Annotated in this window: 20 protein-coding genes and 2 pseudogenes; 10 read left to right on the plus strand and 12 right to left on the minus strand. The window is 46.1% G+C overall.

The genetic code is table 11. From position 1 onward, the window contains the following. Positions 1-65: 65 nt before the first annotated feature. From ACWGOO_RS02530 to ACWGOO_RS02540, 3 genes are all read right to left on the minus strand, one after another. A complete protein-coding gene (locus tag ACWGOO_RS02530; RefSeq protein WP_452481224.1) occupies positions 66-377 on the minus strand; it encodes an ArsR/SmtB family transcription factor in 312 nt (103 codons plus the stop codon). 65 nt (positions 378-442) lie between these two features. After that, complete coding sequence (locus ACWGOO_RS02535) at positions 443-2,491, minus strand: iron ABC transporter permease (RefSeq protein WP_452481226.1); 2,049 nt, start codon at positions 2,489-2,491, stop codon at positions 443-445. Then, positions 2,488-3,483 (minus strand): ABC transporter substrate-binding protein, encoded by a 996-nt coding sequence (locus ACWGOO_RS02540; RefSeq protein WP_452481228.1) that lies wholly within the window; start codon positions 3,481-3,483, stop codon positions 2,488-2,490. Before ACWGOO_RS02540 ends, ACWGOO_RS02535 begins: the two co-directional genes overlap by 4 nt. 228 nt (positions 3,484-3,711) lie before the next feature. Here ACWGOO_RS02540 and infC point away from each other — a divergent pair, with 228 nt between their 5' ends. The 3 genes from infC (at position 3,712) to ACWGOO_RS02555 (ending at position 5,473) form a co-directional block, all read left to right on the plus strand. Next, entirely contained in the window at positions 3,712-4,227 is a 516-nt protein-coding gene (infC, locus tag ACWGOO_RS02545) for a translation initiation factor IF-3 (protein WP_452481230.1), read from the plus strand. 352 nt (positions 4,228-4,579) lie between these two features. After that, positions 4,580-4,753: a hypothetical protein gene (locus ACWGOO_RS02550; RefSeq protein ID WP_452481232.1), complete on the plus strand. Its 174-nt coding sequence runs from the start codon at positions 4,580-4,582 to the stop codon at positions 4,751-4,753. 171 nt (positions 4,754-4,924) lie between these two features. Continuing rightward, on the plus strand, positions 4,925-5,473 hold the full coding sequence (locus ACWGOO_RS02555; RefSeq protein WP_452481234.1) for a hypothetical protein: 549 nt from the start codon (positions 4,925-4,927) through the stop codon (positions 5,471-5,473). Between the two features lie 109 nt (positions 5,474-5,582). Here the strand turns inward: ACWGOO_RS02555 and ACWGOO_RS02560 are convergent, their stop codons facing one another. Further along, positions 5,583-5,966 (minus strand): DUF423 domain-containing protein, encoded by a 384-nt coding sequence (locus tag ACWGOO_RS02560; protein WP_452481236.1) that lies wholly within the window; start codon positions 5,964-5,966, stop codon positions 5,583-5,585. Between the two features lie 219 nt (positions 5,967-6,185). Here ACWGOO_RS02560 and ACWGOO_RS02565 point away from each other — a divergent pair, with 219 nt between their 5' ends. From ACWGOO_RS02565 to ACWGOO_RS02575, 3 genes are all read left to right on the plus strand, one after another. Further along, entirely contained in the window at positions 6,186-6,659 is a 474-nt protein-coding gene (locus ACWGOO_RS02565) for a hypothetical protein (RefSeq protein ID WP_452481238.1), read from the plus strand. Between the two features lie 32 nt (positions 6,660-6,691). After that, a complete protein-coding gene (locus ACWGOO_RS02570; protein ID WP_452481239.1) occupies positions 6,692-7,543 on the plus strand; it encodes a DegV family protein in 852 nt (283 codons plus the stop codon). 155 nt (positions 7,544-7,698) lie between these two features. Next, on the plus strand, positions 7,699-9,321 hold the full coding sequence (locus ACWGOO_RS02575; RefSeq protein ID WP_452481242.1) for an S-layer homology domain-containing protein: 1,623 nt from the start codon (positions 7,699-7,701) through the stop codon (positions 9,319-9,321). A 73-nt stretch (positions 9,322-9,394) separates the two neighbouring features. Here ACWGOO_RS02575 and ACWGOO_RS02580 read toward each other — a convergent pair whose 3' ends face one another. After that, positions 9,395-10,984 (minus strand): amidohydrolase, encoded by a 1,590-nt coding sequence (locus ACWGOO_RS02580; RefSeq protein WP_452481244.1) that lies wholly within the window; start codon positions 10,982-10,984, stop codon positions 9,395-9,397. A gap of 58 nt (positions 10,985-11,042) precedes the next feature. Next, entirely contained in the window at positions 11,043-11,741 is a 699-nt protein-coding gene (locus ACWGOO_RS02585; RefSeq protein ID WP_452481246.1) for a 4'-phosphopantetheinyl transferase family protein, read from the minus strand. A 271-nt stretch (positions 11,742-12,012) separates the two neighbouring features. Here ACWGOO_RS02585 and ACWGOO_RS02590 point away from each other — a divergent pair, with 271 nt between their 5' ends. Continuing rightward, positions 12,013-12,918 carry a hypothetical protein gene (locus ACWGOO_RS02590; protein ID WP_452481248.1) on the plus strand — a complete coding sequence of 302 codons (906 nt, stop codon included), beginning with the start codon at positions 12,013-12,015 and terminating at the stop codon, positions 12,916-12,918. Positions 12,919-13,084: 166 nt separating this feature from the next. Beyond that, positions 13,085-13,336, plus strand: coding sequence for a hypothetical protein (locus ACWGOO_RS02595; RefSeq protein WP_452481249.1), 252 nt, complete (start codon positions 13,085-13,087; stop codon positions 13,334-13,336). A gap of 81 nt (positions 13,337-13,417) precedes the next feature. On the opposite strand, the gene ACWGOO_RS02600 is transcribed toward ACWGOO_RS02595, so the two are convergent. From ACWGOO_RS02600 to ACWGOO_RS02625, 6 genes and pseudogenes are all read right to left on the minus strand, one after another. Then, on the minus strand, positions 13,418-13,903 hold the full coding sequence (locus tag ACWGOO_RS02600; protein ID WP_452481251.1) for an MFS transporter: 486 nt from the start codon (positions 13,901-13,903) through the stop codon (positions 13,418-13,420). Between the two features lie 119 nt (positions 13,904-14,022). After that, the gene (locus ACWGOO_RS02605; RefSeq protein WP_452481253.1) at positions 14,023-14,538 is read right to left on the minus strand and encodes an acyl-CoA thioesterase; all 516 of its coding nucleotides are present in this window, start codon (positions 14,536-14,538) and stop codon (positions 14,023-14,025) included. 77 nt (positions 14,539-14,615) lie between these two features. Then, a complete protein-coding gene (locus ACWGOO_RS02610; RefSeq protein ID WP_452481255.1) occupies positions 14,616-15,164 on the minus strand; it encodes a helix-turn-helix domain-containing protein in 549 nt (182 codons plus the stop codon). Between the two features lie 410 nt (positions 15,165-15,574). Next, positions 15,575-15,951: pseudogene (tnpA, locus tag ACWGOO_RS02615) on the minus strand (IS200/IS605 family transposase). A 291-nt stretch (positions 15,952-16,242) separates the two neighbouring features. Next, entirely contained in the window at positions 16,243-16,986 is a 744-nt protein-coding gene (locus ACWGOO_RS02620) for an EthD domain-containing protein (RefSeq protein ID WP_452481257.1), read from the minus strand. 29 nt (positions 16,987-17,015) lie between these two features. Beyond that, entirely contained in the window at positions 17,016-17,774 is a 759-nt protein-coding gene (locus tag ACWGOO_RS02625; protein ID WP_452481259.1) for an NAD(P)H-dependent flavin oxidoreductase, read from the minus strand. 313 nt (positions 17,775-18,087) lie between these two features. Between ACWGOO_RS02625 and ACWGOO_RS02630 the strand changes: the two genes are divergently transcribed. Both ACWGOO_RS02630 and ACWGOO_RS02635 read left to right on the plus strand, forming a co-directional pair. After that, complete coding sequence (locus tag ACWGOO_RS02630) at positions 18,088-18,654, plus strand: TetR/AcrR family transcriptional regulator C-terminal domain-containing protein (RefSeq protein ID WP_452481261.1); 567 nt, start codon at positions 18,088-18,090, stop codon at positions 18,652-18,654. After that, positions 18,653-18,772: pseudogene (locus ACWGOO_RS02635) on the plus strand (AzlD domain-containing protein); the annotation flags it as partial. The gene ACWGOO_RS02630 and the pseudogene ACWGOO_RS02635, both read left to right, overlap by 2 nt. Positions 18,773-18,817 lie beyond the last annotated feature (45 nt).

Raw genomic sequence — 18,817 nt, forward strand, 5'->3', positions numbered from 1 at the left:
AGCCCCCATTATATTTATATATACAGATTTATAGATGTGTTTTACAAAAAAAACCTCCTTTCTGTCTATAGTTCCTTTTGGATGTACTCGGCAAATTCCTGTATTGTCTTTTCGTTCCGACGATAGTACGTCCACTTCCCAATTCGTTCAGACTCCAACAAACCAGCTTTTTGCATCGTTAATAAATAACTTGAGATTACAGACTGTGCAAGTCCTGCTTTAGCCTGAATATCTCCCACACATACACCAATTCGAAAATTAAGACCTTGGTTCAAATAAGCCTGTTCATCAAAAAATTCCTCTGGATTTTTTAACCACAGCATAATTAGACGACGTGTCTCATTAGACAAAGCTTTATAAATCAATGACGGTTCCATACAGAATATTATATCCACTTTATTAGATTTGTAAATATAAAATCCAGATTTGTGTACCACTTCAACTACACTGACTTACTACGATTGGAGCGATACATCAAGTACAGGAAATACGGCGCACCGATCAGAGCGATCAGCAGCCCGGAAGGAATCTCCGTCGGCGCAAGCACCGTCCTTCCAATCGTATCTGCCAGCACCAGCATAACCGCTCCCAAGATGCTTGACAAAGTAATGGAACGGCGTACATGGTGCCCGATCAACGTACGCACGATATGCGGAGCAATCAGCCCGATGAAGCCAATCGTACCCACGCAGGCTACCGCTCCTCCCGCCAGCAGCACACCCACTGCCATCGCCAGCAGCCGGGTGCGACGCACCGGAAGCCCCAGTCCCATAGCGCTGCTATCGTCAAATATCAAAAGATCGAAGCGGCGAGCTAGCCACCAGGCTACTGGCAACAACACGAGCAGAAAGGCCAGAATCGTCGTCACCTGCGCCCAGCTTCGAGCGTAGGTACTACCGGTCAACCAAATATAGCCCGTACTGCCCCACAACGAACCTTGGATAATCAATACCTGAATGCCGGCTGATCCGATTGCTGATACAGCGATACCGAGTAATATGACAACAGACGGATTCAGATGTTTGTTCCAGGATAGAAAGAAAATCACTGCCGCTGAAACTGCCGCTCCAGCGATCGCAGCAACTGGCAGCACATAAACAGGCAGCCCGGGCCAGACGATGATTACTGCAAGCGCGCCGAATCCCGCCCCAGAAGAAACTCCGATGATCGAGGCATCCGCCAAGGGATTGCGAACGGCTAGTTGGATCAAGACACCGCTCACCGCAAGCGCGATACCAGCCCCGGCCGCCACCAGCGTGCGTGGAATTCTAAACTGTAGCAAAGCCGAATTCGCGCTCTCACTGCCGAACAGGCCAGACAACAGATCGCCCACCGGAATGCGCATTCCTCCAAACATTAGGCTGAATACGATTAGCAGCACGGCCCCACACGCGAGCAATGTGACCAGCCTGCCATACGGTAATTTACGACAGCGCACACCTATGTTCATTGAAGACTGTCCGCCGATGCCGGAAGACAGCTTCATCTTCCACAGGATCAGCCAAATTAACCAAGGGGCCCCGATCAATGCCATCACCGCTCCGGTCGGTAGATCCATGCTTGATTGGTGGACCATTTTCGCCAGCACATCAGCGCCCGTCAACAACAGTGCCCCCCACAGGAAGGAACCAGGCAGCACCCAGCGATGCATTTTCAGGCCGCTTAAGCGCACCAAATGCGGAGCCACTAAACCTACAAACCCGATAGGCCCGATGACGCTCACTGTTATAGTCGCCAGCAGGACTGCTAGTACAATGCCCACCGCCCGGGTCAAGTCCACCTTTTGCCCGAGGGACGTGGATGTGGACTCATCCAGATCCAGCACATCGAATTGCCTCGACAGCAAAACCGCGATAACCGAGAGTCCTACAACCCAGGGCCAAGCATAAGTAGTGCCACTCCAATCGTTTTGCACCAGCGAACCGGAACCCCATAGAAACAATCCCTGCGTTTCAAAGGAGTAAAAAATATGTAATGCTCCGGTAAACGAACCGAGCACCATAGACACAATGAGGCCAGCAAGCGCCAGCCGGATCGGACTGCCAGCTCGCCCACCGCCCATGAAGTAAGCAAGCACCACTGCCAGTAGGCCGCCGATGGCGGCAAACAGAAACGGAGCCTGATGCAGCAATCCGGGGAACATCACCGCGCCAAGCACGACCACAAAATAGGCACCCGCGTTGATTCCAAGTGTATCAGATGCCGCCAACGGATTTTTGGTGATGGACTGTAGCAACACACCGGCAATAGCCAGCGCACCACCAGCCAAGATTCCGATAACCGTACGCGGCATCCGCAGATCCCACACCATATTATGCTCAAGCGTATTCTGGCGCTGGGTCAACGCCTCAATTACTGTGTGCAGCGGGATCGACGCCTCTCCATAGCACAAGCTTACAAAAAAAAGCACAATGAGGACGGCCAATCCGCCCCCAAAAATACTTCCTACACGCCAAGCCTTCGACAAATTCGTTCTGTCTGCTCGGGTCATTTCGTCAGAACTCCAACCACCTGATCAACCACCACTTTGGATGAGATTGGGCCGCCGAACGTCCACGTTGTTCCGTCCAGTGGGTAGGTCCGTTTTTCTTTGACAAAGTTCAGTTGGTTCCAGACTGAATTGTTCTTCATCGCAGCTCCGAATACATCGTCCGTCTTCTGCGTAATGTAGATAAAATGGCTGTCCTGTACCGCCGGAAGAGCCTCAATACCAACTGTGCTGAATCCATATTTCTCGGTTTTGTCCGACTTCCAGTCATTCACCATACCGATTTTCGCGAGCGTTTCCACTACAAGCGAGTTATCCTTGAACATCCGTAGGCTGGCAGCATTTTGAACTGTGAAAGCCTGAGTCAGCGCATAGTGGAAGTCTGCTTTATTCGCTTTTTCCAATGTAGCCTTTGCATCTACATAGTGCTGGTCAAGTTCGCTTAGGACCTTATCCGCCTGCTCCGTTTTTCCAGTAGCCATAGCGATCTGCTTAAAGATCTCGACCATGCGGTCGTAATCATAACCGTTTCCCTTGTAAGGATCGTATTCTATCGTTGGTGCGATTCCCTTAAGCTGTGCGTAAATCGCTGCATTATTGTCTGCGTTAGAGATAATAAGGTCCGGCTTGAGCGCCACGATCGCTTCCAAATTCGGTTCACCCCGTGTACCGATATCAGTGACCGAATCAGCCAGTTTCGCCTCCGGCGTTATCCACAGCCTGTAGTTTTCGTTGTCCGCATTACCAACAGGCTGCACACCCAGCGCGATCAGATCTTCGGTAAACGTCCACTCCAGTACAACGACACGTTCGGCTGGCTTGTCCAGCTTGACTTCTCCGTGATCGTCTTTAACCGTAACCAGCCCGGCTGCTTTGGTGGTCTGTTCAGACCCAGAAGTGGCTCCTGTCTTCGAACTATCCCCGGCTGATCCGCAACCCGCCAATACAATAGCAAAAACCGTAAACAACAATAGACCATTCAACCTCTTTTTCATTTCTCTCATTCACCCCTGTACGTATATGTCTCAATAGAAAATGATAATCATTATCAGTAAAAGAGTATAGGGGTTGATGGTTTTTGTCAACAAAGATTGTACTAAAGAAAAGGAATTATGTCGCATTGGAAAGCTCCATCTGCCCGCTACCCGGAATTCCAAATTGAATCGCAAACGGGTTCCGTATATGATAGCTTTATCATTGTTTTTAAGGGAGGCTTCATTTACGTGGCAGTATTAATCAACGAGCAAATAAAAGCTTCCGAGGTCATGCTTACTGGACTCAACGGTGAGAAGATCGGTATCGTCTCGAGAGATGAAGCCCTGGCTATGGCCCGATCCAAAGGAATGGATCTGGTCTGTACATCACTGATGAGCAGTCCTCCGCCATGTAGCCTAGTAGCTAAGGGCAAGGGAAAAGCGCTCGCGCAGAAGGAAACCGGAGCACGCAAGGTGAGCGGTGGCAACATGGCTGGAAAGAGCAGTAAGGAAAAGGTCAAGGAGCTTCGCTTCACGGCTCATATCGAGGAACATGATTACGATACAAAGCTGCGCCAAGCAGACAAACATCTTCGCTCCGGCAAGCCGGTGCAGTTGGTCGTAAAATCGTCCGGCGCGAAGGAAGCGGCCGCCGCCAAAGCGGTGTTAGAGCGGCTATTGGTCGAACTGAAAGAAGCCGGAGTGAAGGAAACCGGAATCCAGACGGGCGGCAAAGGCTCACAGGTGAAATTAAATCCACGTTGAGTAAATCAGTATCGTTTCTTGAATTGGCGAGCCCCATCTCATAGCAAAAAAAGGCCGTTTACACAGAATGAAAAAGGGGCCGTTTCGGCTCCCTTCCTTCTATTGATACCCTTTTATCATTCGTACAATCCTACTGAAAGGCCAGGCTCTATCCGAGTAATCATAATTCTGCTGTCACGGTTTTCAATATTAAAGAAAAATCCTGCCAGATTCGTTACAGGGTAATAGTCAACGTCATCCGTCATCTTATCTGTACCTTCAAATAACTCCTTCTACGTTCCTCATCAAAATCATAGTGACCAGTTCATTACGAATCCTCAAGGCTGGCATCGTTGCCGCTTAGGAAGCAGCAATGGAAGCCATCGAAATGTTTCGTATCCATGTCAACCAAAACCTGAAGCAGACTGGTGTCCTTCAACTGACGAAAGAAAAATGGCATATTTCTAGGGAGGAAATGAACTTGAAAGCAACGGGGCAACAACCAAGAGCACGGATCGTCAAAGAGGAGCTTTTATCTGATAACTGATATACTTTAAGAAAGTCACGTTCGAGTATGAACTTGATATACAGTTTATACAGGCCCTATTTTTGTTAATCTCCATAACAGGGCCTAAGGTACTATGACAGATTACGTTTTAATGATATATTGGTAAGTGCTAAAAAAGACTATTTACCCAGGGCTTGGGCTGGAGGATGTATGAAAAAGGAATCAAATCAAGACGAAACCAGTTATTTATTTAATGTAGATGTATTAGTTAAAGGTCGTTCGAACGTAGAGGCCCTTCAGTTCCTGCTTAACCTCTTAAGCCAAAACGAACAAATTGCGGATAGCCGGATTCAATCCGGTATCGAACTTGGTAATTTAATTGAAGCTGCACTGTATCTAAAAAAACAGTCAGACGCTAACAGCTCATCTGACGCTGCCGCTAAGCTTGCGGAGAAGTTCTCCAAAAAAAAAATAGCCGCAGCCACGAACAAGCCACCTAGCGTTCAAGAGATCAAACACGCCCACGTACTGCCGAAGCCTGCAACACAACAAGAACTTGGCACGTATGATTGGATTAAACGTTATATACAAGATAATACGCTTATACGGTTAATCGTGAACCGCTATGGTGGACAGCGAAGCATTCCCTGCCGCATACTCAACCTGGATCATGAGAACAACTTGCTGAGCGTGTACCATGTAGATGAGAAGCAAGTGTACTCCTTTAAAATGAATGAAATTGATGAAATTACATCGTAAATGTAAAACTCTTACAACATGAAATAAGCACGCAAAAAGAGAATTGATTGGAAAAAATAACATATTTCCAATCAATTCTCTTTTTTTGGATATTATCCAGAAAGTTAAACTAATCCTCTTTCTTCAAACCCAAAGCAGCTAATGCCAGCAAAAACCAACCTGCGATAAAACACACGCCCCCCAGCGGGGTAATAGCACCTAACACGCGAATTCCGGTCAAGCTCAGCACATACAAGCTGCCGGAAAATAAAATGATTCCCGTAAACAGCAGCCGCGCTGCCCATTTTAAACGAGCCGACGCTCCCCATTGTCCCGCAGCCAATGCAATGATCAGCAAGCCGACAGCGTGAATCATATGATATTTCACACCGGTTTCATACACGGCTAAAGCGTCCGCGTCGATCCGCGTTTTCACGATATGAGCCCCGAACGCTCCAATAGCTACCGCTAGCAGCATCATTATAGATCCTACAATTATCCATCTGCGTTGCATGTTTGTGTACTCCTTTTCATCTCATTCTCTAACCCAAGCTATCTCCTTATTTTATCGAATTCTTATGAAGTTTACCAGCCACTCCATTTCAATTTAAATCCAACAGTATTCCATGATTAACCCCTGTCTTTTGGTAGGTAATGTTTAAGGTCCCTTGCTTTTTTGTTCATTTTGTGGAAAATTAGTACCTGTTCGGATACTGTTCAAGGAGTTGAAAAAATGAGTAACCAAGATCCTAATCTGCAAAAGCCTGTTGCGTCTGAGGAGCATCCTGTTTTTTCAGAAGCTCCCGTCTTCCGGCCTCCAACCAAGCTCAAGCACTCCGGTCCCGGTATTGTTTCTTTTATTATGTCGCTCGTCAGCCTGATCGGGTATATCATTCTGGCTGTTATGGTCATTAATCTGTTGGCTCATTTCAGCCAATACCAAACCCTGGACCCGGAAGTTGTTCTGCAACAAACCGGAACCGTCCTGCTTCCTTTTGTATTTTTAGGCAGTCTATTATTGAATTGCGCCGGACTTGTGGTCGGCATTATTGGAATTGCGTTGAAGAACCGTAAGAAAGCCTTTGCCATTGCAGGTTTAATCATTAATGCGTTTATTATTCTGGGCTTCATTGCACTTCTGGCCATGGGTCTCGCCATTCCGAGTAGCACAGCGGATATCTATCCTTCCTCTGTGCAATCCTTATAATTTCTCCGCATCACACAGAGAGGATTCAATGTATGAACAAAATCAAAATTTTTGCGGACAGTACCAGTGATATTCCGGTCCAATGGCGCGAGCAGTACGAGATTAGCATTGTACCCTTGTATACGGTGTTTGGGGAAGAATCATTACGAGATGGCGTGGATATCCAGCCAGAACAGTTATTTCAGCGCGTAAGTCGTGAGGGGCATTTGCCGCGAACCGCCGCCCCTTCTCCATCGGACTTTATTCAAGCCTTTGCTCCCTACATAGAACAAGGGGACGACATTTTATATATTAGTCTGTCTTCCGAGCTGTCCTCAACCTGCCAAAATGCGCTGCTCGCTGCCTCCGAGTTCCCGGAAGGCCGCATTACCATCTTTGATTCCCTGAATCTGTCGTGCGGCTTGGGCATGCTCGTGATGAAGGCCGCACGCGCCGCAGCCAACGACAGTACAATGGAACAGATTGTGGACATGCTGACGAGAACCCGCCCCCTGATAGACACGGAATTCGTGATTGATACGCTCGAATACCTGTACAAAGGCGGAAGATGCTCAGGGATGCAAAACCTGATCGGTAGTCTGCTCAAAATTCGTCCGGTGATCAAAGTCATAGACGGAAAAATGACACCTGCATACAAAGTCCGCGGCAAACGTGAAAAGGCGCTGGAACAAATGCTGCAAAATGCCCTGAACCAGCGGGAACATATGGATAACGATATCATTATTATCGTACATGCCTTGGCTGAGGAAGATGCGCTGATGCTGCAAGCCCGTTTGCAGGAAGAAACGGAAGCGCAAGAGGTGCTGTTGACAACAGCTGGATGTGTGATTTCCAGTCATTGTGGTCCGCAGACGATTGGTATAATGTATGCCAAAAAAGAATAGTTTCGAACGTGAAGCCCCTTGCCTCTACAGGTAAGGGATTCTTTGTGTTTTCCAACAATTTAGCAATGAATAACTGTACTATTTTTGATAGTATTAGTCGTCATGTGACGAACGATTCGTCTGACAATCTATCATAAAAAAGAAGGTTATTGTGTATGAGCCTCATACAATCACGCTTGCTGACCAAACTCACCCTATTGGCGACTGCCGCCATAGCTATAATAACGGCATCCGCTTCATGTTTATCCGTTCCTGCGGCCGCAACCGGTGTGGCGTTTCGGGATATTTCAGACAGTTATGCTTATCAATCGATCACCTCACTGCACGCCAAAGGAATTTTGGCAGGTACACAACCCGGCTACTTTTCTCCCAAAAAGGCGGTTACGAGAGCCGAATGGGTTACCGCACTGGATCGCACACTCGGTCTGGAACCTGTACAAGCACCGGTCTCCTCCTATCGGGATGTATCCAAACAAGCCTGGTATTACGGATGGATTGAAGCAGCCTCCCAGCTTGACGTGGTACAGGGAGGGACATCCGCCATGTTTCAACCCAACAGCCCTGTAACCCGGCAAGAAGCAGCCTTGATGATCGCACGCCTCATACGCTCGACGGGATCAGAAGAAGTGGTTTCCACTTTTGCAGACGCCGATCAGATTGCAGATTGGGCTCTTGAAGCTGTAACCACCGTGAACCTTTACGGCTTTATGAAAGGGGAAGACAACCAATTTCGTCCCACATCTCCCCTGACCCGCGAAGAAACAGCAGCACTTCTGGAACGGCTGCTGACGTATTCAACACAGCATGCCTCCAAAACAGCGTCCACGGCATCTTCCATCCGACTAGGCTGGCAATATGACCAGAACGTTCAACAGTTTGAAAGCTCCGTGCTTCAATCTAACATCAACACCCTATCACCGCGCTGGTTTTTTCTAAACGAAACGGGTAATATTAGCGATCTCACGAACACCTCACTCCTCACCTGGTCCAAACAGCATCAAAAAAAAGTCTGGGCGATGGTAGGCAACCGTTCCAATCTAACGATGACGCACCAAATCCTGTCCAGTGATGTGTTGCGGAACAAAACCGTAACTCAGCTTGCGAATGCCGTATCTACACATCATCTGAATGGGCTTGTGATTGATTTTGAAAATGTAGATGGTCCGGATCGTACCCAGCTTACGTTGTTCATCCAACAGTTAAAAGCCAAGTTAAAAAGCCTGAATGCTGTGCTGGCGATCTGTGTATCTCCTGATTACGGTACAGATTGGACAGCCGCCTTTGATTATGAGCAGCTTGGCGTTGCGGCAGACTATTTGATTCTGATGGGATATGATGAACATTGGGGAGGCAGCTCGACTCCCGGTTCCGTATCCTCATTACCGTGGCTCCGTGAAAGCGTACGGCGCTTTGTACTAACCACCGACCCGGATAAGGCAATATTGGCATTGCCTTTATTCACACGGAACTGGACCCTCAATGCGAGTGGTCAATCGGTCGCTTCCTCGGTTATTACACTGATTGAGCAAAACCAGCTTGTGTCTCGTTCCTCTTCCAAACCGATCTGGCATGAGGATATTCAACAGTATACAGTTTCCTACAAGGATACTCAGCTTCATAAGCTATGGCTGGAGGAAGGGCGATCTTTTACCCGTAAATACCGTTTGGGACAGGACAAAGGGTTTGCAGGCTTCGCCTACTGGTATCCGGGCGGGGCAAGCTCTGAACTATGGTCCAGTGTGAAAAATGCCGACCGTTTCGCACAGCGTGGTTTGTAAAAGTCAGAAAACCTTCAACTCCACTTTTAGCGTGAGGTTGAAGGTTTTTTTGGCATACATCCCTATCGCCCATCTATGCCCGGTACGCAACGATTCCGTTCACAACCGTCATACGTATTTTAACGTCAAGCAAAGCCTGAGGGCGCTCCGACAGGTCTCGGTCAATGACCGTAAAATCGGCGGCTTTGCCTACAGCCATCGAACCCCGTTCATCCGCTTCTCCTGCAGCCACTGCGCTTCCGAGAGTAAACAGATGAATAGCTTCGTGAATGTCCAGCTTTTCATCGGGAAGATAACCCTCATGCGTCTCTTCTGGCTTGGTACGGGTCACAGCGGCATGCATGCCGAGAAAAGGGTCCAACGGCTCAATCGGCGCGTCACTACCGCCAGCACATGGAATACCAGCGTTCAGCAGCTTTTTCCAGGCATACAAATATTCAGTCTGTCGCTCGCCAACCCGATCCAGCACCCACGGGAAATCACTTGCCACAAAACGCGGCTGGATGTCCGCAATCAACGGCAGCTTCGCCATTCTCTTGACCAAATCAGCAGTCAGCACCTGTCCGTGAATCAGACGATCCGGCAAACCGCTTTCCTCCGTTAGCGCATGGGCTTCCATCGCTGCCAAAATCATATGCGCCGCTCCGTCCCCTATCGCATGTACAGCGACCGGAAAACCTGCGGTTCTCACTGCCGCCACCATCTGGTTCAGCTCTGACTGCGGTTGAATCGCCATGCCACTGGTATGTGGAGCATCACTATAGGGCGCAGACAATAGCGCAGTTCTTCCACCAATCGCACCATCGGCAAACATTTTTACCGCACCGATTTTAAACCACTCATTTCCGTCACCAGCACGCAGCCCTTTCGCTTTCACTTCCTCCATGAACGGATAATAGATGAGCTGATGCGTGCGAAAAGCAATGCCTTCCTCCCTCAGCTCCCTGTAAATCCGCTGCATGGTGTCCACGCTGCCCAGAAAACGCAAATCCTCCGCGTGTGCAGCCGTCAGGCCGAGTCGTAGTGCATCCAGACAAGCTCGGCGGATTGCATCTTTTTTAACCGAATAATCCGGCTCTGGCTGGACACTTGTAAAGGCAGTGGATGCTTCCTCATAAATCAATCCGTTCAACTGTCCATCCGCATTTCTTCCGTAGGTTCCCGAAGCCGAATCGGGGGTGTTCTCGCTAATACCGGCACACCGAAACGCTTCTGAATTCGCCAGAAACGTATGAAAGCAAGTACGAGTCAAATATACTGGGTGCTGATCCGTAATGGCATCAAGCTCCGACAGGGTCGGAATCTCAACAGGAATAAACGCATTTTCGTTCCAGTTCAGCCCTAAAATCCATTCTCCCGCCGGTGTTACCGCAACACGTTTGCGCAACATATCAAGCATCTCTTCCTTCGAGGTAGCCGAGGTAAAATCCAGCATCGCCAGCTTCATGCCATGCATGGACAAATGCATATGTGAATCGGCCAAGCCCGGCAACACATAAGCGTCCTCCCAATCCACCGTGTCATATTCCTTACCCGACAATTGCAATTCAAGCTCCCGTGCTTGTCCGATGGCCTGAATGATGCCGTTTTGTACAATAACCGAATCTCCCTTGACAGCCCAGTCCCCATACAGCTTGCCGTGCCTGAACAATGTTAGCGGCAACCCAGCTCATCTCCCTTTTTTCAACTAGATTACTTGTTCCGTCATTTTCAGCTTCATATCACGCCTGTGCTGCCGATTCCAGGCATAGTGTATGTATGTCTACCTGCTGCACCAGATCCGCAAAGCGGTTATGCATTGCACAGACAGCCATTTTGTAGTGTTCATCGAACTCATACTGTTTAAAATGGCAATACTCGGTGGTAAAGCCTTCCGTCGTAAAACCGATCAATGGACGCTCACTTAAATCGAATGAAAATGACTTTAGCGGCAACGATAATCCCTGTCCTTCGGCCTTCACAAAGCTTTCCTTAAGCGTCCACAAATCGTAAAAATACGATAAGCGGCTCTCCGCCTCCTGACGCATCAACGCATCATGCTCCGTGTCCGAAAAGCACACCCTCCCCACCTCAAAATCAATAGGACGATGCTGTTCAATGTCGATTCCGAGCGGATGCTCATCCACAGCGCATACCACCCATTTTCCCGAGTGAGAAACATTAAAATGGAATGCGGATGCATTCAACAAGGAAGGCTTGCCGAAAGCATTATACGTAAACTGAAGACTGGCGTTGGAAACCTTCAATTGCCGACAGGCCAACCACCTTAACAGCACATCGGCGTATAAGCCCCTTAATGCATCTTCCCGATGTAAAAAACGATCCAGCTTCTGCCGCTTTTCAGTCGAAACCCGGTTCAGCAATGACTCGTAATGACCATCTGCCTCCGGCTTGCTTGTGTCAATCGCGTATATTTCCATAATTGCCCCCTATGTCGTAATGAATATCAGCCCATTCATAACTTCACCGCTCTATTCAAAATTCATTGATGTTTATGGTTCGCGGTGTACATGGTCAATATACTACTCTAGCACTTTCAATTCAATATGGATAAAATTGGGGTATAATCTTCTTCTTGCTCACATCTCAACTACTTTCGAGACCGTTTTATTTGTATTTACTCAATTGACAAATGGAAAAAAGTTCAATATTATGTTGATGAGAGGTAAATCTAAAAAGGAGGATTTGGGAATGGATGGAATTGAAAACGACGTACTTAAAGACCTGCTTAGTGTAAAAGATTTAGACGCAATCGTTCATTACATTCGGATGTGTTTTACATCGGAAGACTGGGAAAGACTTCTTAGGTTGACAGAACATTTGTATACATGTGCTAAGTTAAACTATGACGAGATGTTAAACGGCACAGGCACACATGGAAATTTACATAATAAACCTTTAAAAAAACCTCTAGTATTTTACTATGGTTACAGTCACCTAATGCGGGGTGTTGCACACCTAAAGTTACAAAACTACGCAGCCGCTAGAGGTTATATTGAAAAATACGCAGAGCTTGGTTGGTTTAATGGGTTGGATAAGGATGATCAGGAGGTGGTAGAGGACTTCAAACTATTGGCAAAATTAAATGAATATGAGTTAATGCTGTTTGAAGGCAACAGGCATATTATTGCTGAGTTTGTAAGGTTCTTAGAAATATCCCCGGAAGACGATTGGCTTCCGGCCCACGTCTCCATCATCGGAGCAGCCTTACAACATGGGTGGGACGTAGACTCTGAGTTAGCTGCAATGATTCAGCATAGTGCATCGTTTGCCGAATTGGAGGATTACGGAAATATTTTTCAATTTATTGATTATTCTTATCATTTAGCCCTGTACCATTTGAGAAAAGATAACTTCGTTGATGCTCTAAACTGTCTGCTACAAGCATTGGAATCTTCTATTACAATAGAAGATAGTAAGTACTTTAAACGGTGTGTAGCTCTATTCGAGGCGTTTAGAGGTTTTGCTACCCCGTCGCAGCTTGACAGTTACGCCCTGCTATTCAAAAAAATTCTGGAAGGGGAACTGAAAAATGAAAAAGGTATTTATTACTTTGACAATCGTATTAGGTTTGATCATCATCATGCCTCCTGTTGATACAGGACATAATCCAATTACACCCGCTACTTATGGGGTATTCTAATAAGATTGAGTGTACATGAGTACACTCAAAGGCAATATGCAAATGAAACAAAAAAATAGTTGATACAGTTATATCACGATGTTCGTCAGTCTAAGCCCTCATTTGCGATGAGGGCTTAGATTGACGCTACCGCTGCGTTTTCCCACCGGGACTTCTTTGGCGATAGACTGGTTTGACAGTATGAACATCGACACCGCCAGCGGTGCAGTTCAAGGCCTAACCACCGACGATGGAGCCAAAGCGATTCAATGGGGAGATAACAGCGGAACGAAGCAGCAGCTTCCAGTGATTAGTTATTTTAAAAGAGCCGTCTTCCCAGCAGATCACTGCTATCGGAAGAACGGCTTCTTTTTGCGGGAAAATGATAGTTGAACCTGTATCTGGGCTATCCCTTGTCCAGATCGGCTTGAAGCGCGTCAGCCTTCCCCTTCGCGATATCCACAGTCCACAGCATCAGCATACCGATAGCGAAAAAGGCAACGAAAACACCAACCACCATACTGCCACCGAAACAAACGCAAGACGTGTTCCCTCCAGTGTGTTTCCCAATCCGAACCATTGAGGCTTTTGGATCATCAGCATGTTGATCGCCAACAAGATCCCTCCGCCAATGTAACCATAAGCGTAGCCTTTGGCCGATACGGTTTCCCGCTTACCGGAAGGAACCAGATCAGGGAGCATCGCATCATAAAAGGTGTTGCCGCCCGCGAATCCGATGGTCGACAAGACCAGCAACGCGGAATCCAGCAGCCAGTCTCCTTCCCCTACCAAGCTAAAGCCCAGTGTGGCGACGATGCCAATCCCCGTAAAAATTCGTAGAAAAGACAGATTGCTGCCTGTCAGATCGGCAACCGCTCCCAGCACAGGAGACAATAACGCTACACATAACATGCCGATTGGTATGTGTGTACCCCAGATAGGAGGATGCAGTTGTCGCATCCAGCGTCGAAGCTGCAACTCATCTCAGGACCATTGTCATTTATTGTATCAGTAATCCATGACACAAGCTCGCTATGTTTGTAAACCTGCGGTGCTCTGGCAACCCACATAACAGGAGATTACAGCTCCCACGGATAATCTGTTGTCAGGAAGCTCGCCAGTTGCTTGCTTTCCTCCCTGCGCTGACGCCGTATCGCTGCACGCGATGCCGCAGTCTGGTGCAATTGTATTTCCTCTTCTGTCTCCGGAATGACCTGCGGCACGATGGCTTTACGGTTGTTCTCGTCTATCGCCACAAAGGTCAGGAAGGCGGTGGCTGCAATTTTTCGGTCGCCAGTCATCAGTCCTTCGCGGATTACCTTCACAAATACCTCCATAGAGCTACGGCCTGTCCAGGTTACGAACGCCTCCAGCGTGACAGAATCGATCGGATGGATGGGTAGCAAAAAATCCACCGAATCCGTGGAAGCTGTGACCGTATTCGTGCGGCACAGCTTAGCGGCTGCGATGGATGCAATATCGTCTATGTACGACATGAGCCTGCCTCCGAAGAGCGTGTTGTGATTGTTAACATCATTGGGAAATACACGGGACGTTTTAAAGCAGTAGGTTTCTCGGATGTACTTGCTTTGCATGGGTTCTTTCCTCTCTTTTTCTCATAGCTGTCTTTTTATATAGTGGAAGCCTGTTTTAGGCTATGCTCATCATCCCATTAATCCGCATAATAAATCAATACATAAAAATTTGCATCCTCATCCGAATCATTGCGGTAGGTATGTATGTCAGATACTTGAAATTGCACAGCATCCCCTGCACTCAGCTTGAGCTGTTGCCCCTGCATTTCAAAGTACATTTCCCCACGGATCATGAGAATAGTTTCCTCTCCCAGATGCTTCTCTGCCTGGTGTGTAAAGCCTGGCTTCAGGCATACCGTGAACACCTCGAACTTTTTTTCCGAATGATACGGGAATACAGGGTACACAAAATAGTTGCCGTTCTCATCAATCACCGGATGTAGGTCTTTCCTGCTGATTTTAGTGATTTGCGGCGGGTCTTCTTTGAGGAATGTGGAAAAGGACACATGCAAACCGTTGGCGATTTTCCAAAGTGTAGTCACCGTAGGATTGGATTTTCCCTTCTCAATCTGTGCCAGCATTCCTTTGCTGACCCCTGTCAGTTCAGCCACTTTATCCAGACTAAGTCCTCTAGTCTTCCTGATTCGAGCCAAATTTGAGCCGATAATATACTGCATTGAATCCACAGACCCTGCCTCCTCGTATCCAAAAAGTCTATACAAGAAAAATACACAAAAGTGTGTCCGCTGTAATTAGTTTTGTCATGAATACAGCCTATAAACACCACTTTCTGTGCCATGAAAATGACACTTTCTGTATTATCATTTGTCACTTCTTATAGACTGTATTGTAAAATATCATTTGTTAATTTTGCGACTTAACGGAAACTTACGTGTTTAAAATTGAGGTCAAATGCTTAATTGGCAACCACCTACACTAAACCACCCTGCACTAAAGTGCAGGGATTTATCTAAGCGACTGAAAGTCGCCGTTCCGGCTCAAGCCGGCTAAAGAACTCTGACTGAAAGTCGCGCTCTGCTCTGAAGCGCACTGAAATGCCCTCTTGCTCAAGCAAGCTAAAGCTCGTGACTGAAACTCACTCTTCAATCCTGAATACTTCGTCGATTTTACCATTTCCTTGATCTTCGATGTATTCCTTAATCATCTCTTCCGTCACAGCTCCTACTGTTCTGCAAAAATACCCGGGTGCCCACAGATACTGGCCCCAGTAACGCTTCTTCAATTCCTGAAATTCTTCCTGCAACATCTTAGAGGATCGACCTTTCAGGTACTGTAATCATTTACTTGGTGCAATCGTCGGTGGGCATGACACCCGTAGATGTACATGTTCTTTACCTATGCTTCCACGAATAATTTTGATATTTCTCACTTCACACCCTTGGCGGATTAACTCCCGTACCGTTCTGCCACTGCACCTTGTAGCACTTTGTATCGGTATTTCGTCGTCCATATTCGAGATCATACCTTGTATGGCTTCCGTTTTGAATATATCCCATGTCTTCTCACCCTAGTTCAGTATATCCAACCTTCCTGAGGACACTGAAGTGTCTGCTAGTCCTGAAAGGATTTACTGGCTGAAAGCCAGTGGGTTTAGACCAGGAACTTATTAACTAAATTCTAGGTCACATCATTTCCAAGATGTTTGCAGCATTAAACCAAAATAGCCTGGACCCTCTTATTCAGGATCCAGGCTGTATAACGTTTCTATTTTGACCGTTCGAGCAGTATGTCTGTCGGAGCGAATTATTCTCCATCTGCCTTTTTAAAAATTGTGAGTGGATCCGTGTACAAGAAAAATGTCGCAGATTGATTGATAAAATCGCCCTTTCTTTGAGCAATCAATGCCAGTTCAGATTGATACATTCTAAACGCCGCTGTAGTATCGAACCACATGGTAGCCACTCCATCATAAGATATGGTTTCTGTTGAACCGAAGTAATTTGATTTTCCGACAGATATTTGTACATTGTTAATAAATCTTCTCAATTGATTTCTCACAGCTTCGTGACTCGTCATAATCTCATTATGGGCTTCAAACCACAAACGATTAAACTCCTCACTACTCAAGGTATCGTTCTTCTTGATAAGATAAAAGATCTTAATGCCACCAGGTGAAGGATTGGTCACCTCCACCTCCTGTTCGGTGACTAACAAGGGTAACGATTTCCCGAGATCACTAAAATTAAGCCCATCAGGACCAACTACTTTGTATACATACGGATCGGAAAATGTTTTGTCCAGAGCCTCGGTATCTTCAAAATACAATTCAGTGACGGAGTCTCTCGCATATACAATTTTATATCCACCATCTAGCACATCACTTTTAGCACCATATGCAGCATCATATACATAATTTTGTATATATTCACTTATGCCCAAGGGATTGGAGGATGTGATTTTATATCCATGAATATGCTTTACATAATTAATAAACTCTTCATGCGTCATATCAGGTCTTCTTGTACCTATTGCCATTTGTTTAATCATTGCCGGTTCCTCCACTATTGTCAAAATAGTCAAATTTCAAACTTTGTGATATGAGATACGGTTTCATGATATCCACGGATCACATCATTCATAATGTCCTTAGCAGTCCTAATCTCTTTGACTAATGGAACGATTTGTCCTGCCATTACAGCCCCCTTCTCATGGACATCGCCTTCGAGCATGGCTTTCCGTAATGAGCTTTCAGCTACAGCCTTCAGTTTTAAAGCTGCCTCTGCTTTAGGAAAGCTATTTTCTATATCAATCATTTCATCCGAAAGCTTGTTCTTTAGCTGCCTACATGGTTCATCTGTACAAGTTCCAGTAATCACCGTCTGCATATCATCTGCTGAAATCATGATGTCCTTCACGTTTTGATGCACAGGGGTCTCCTCTGCACACATGAAAATCGTTCCCATCTCAATTCCTTTAACACCAAGGGCTATCGCTGCCGCCATTCCTCTTCCGTCTGCAATTCCACCCGACGCTATAATCGGGATCGATAGCACATCCGCAGCTTGCGGAACCAACACAGTTGTAGCTTCATAAGACGTATGTCCTCCTCCCTCCCATCCTTTTACGATCACTACATCAGCTCCTGCTCTTTCCGCAGTAACGGCGTCTTGAATCGTACTTGCCTTTACAACTACTTTTAAGCCAGCTTCATGCCATTTCGCAAAGTATATTTTAGATAGCTCCAGATCAAGCCCGATTAACGTATCTGCATAAATGACTGCCGGTCTCTCCTCCAGCGCAATCTTAGTTACAGGATCCAACAATTCAGAATTCATAATGACATTGATCCCAAAGCCATGGGTCCTTGGATAATAGGTTTATCAATTCCTAAAACCTTGCACACGCGATTATTAGACATAGGAGCACTTCCTTTATATGTTTTAAAACACTTGACATTTCTATGATTAAGCTATTCCTCGCCTGAAACTCCTGAAAGAATTAATAGTCTTTTCGGTTCGGTTTTTGTTGCTATACTTATGCAGTATGTATACATATGCTTGAAGAGAAGTATACTTCTGCGGCATTATTAATGTAAGAATCAATTTTCTACTAATGTATATTTAAACTACAACAAAGGGTGAAGTGTAGATGAAATATAATGAAGAAGTTAAAGATCTCCGTGTCAGAAGGACACATACGTTTCTTTGGAATGCACTAGAGGAGCTTCTTCTTTATCCGAGGAAAGATTTCAACTCAATCACCGTTAAGGATATATGCGAAAAGGCAATGGTGCATCGAACTACATTTTACAAGCATTTCGTGGACAAATATGACTTATTAAATTTAGGTTTTTTACAATTTCAGGATGAATTGAGGAAAAACAGCTTAGAAGAACGTATACAAAAACCGTTTCAAACTATTGAGAAGAACTCTAAACGAAAAATGTTAGATATGATTGTCTCAAATCAAAAAAAAGATGATACTCTAATGAATCTTTTGAAAAATCATATTGAGGAAATTCTCATGCTTGATTTCATAGAATTAAATCAAAGAGGTAAAAATTTCACAGTCCCTCTTGAAATCATTGCGGAGTTTTATGCCAGCGTTATTTCTTCCCTTAATATATGGTGGATTCAAAATAGCAGGGATGTATCGGCTGTTCAAATGGATGAATATTTTAATCAAATGATTAATAGGAGCATATTTTCAATTTAAAGTGCTTATTGCTATCCTTCCTACACTGGTGACTGCATTATGGAGCAAAAACCTGCTGGCTACCGTCGTTGTCGGTATTGTGAGTATGGCTGTCGTTCGACTGCTGTGGATGGGATAGAGAAAAAAGGTGCAGTCCCGTTTTACGACTGCACCTTTTAGATAT

This window comes from Paenibacillus sp. NPDC055715 (assembly GCF_053617595.1).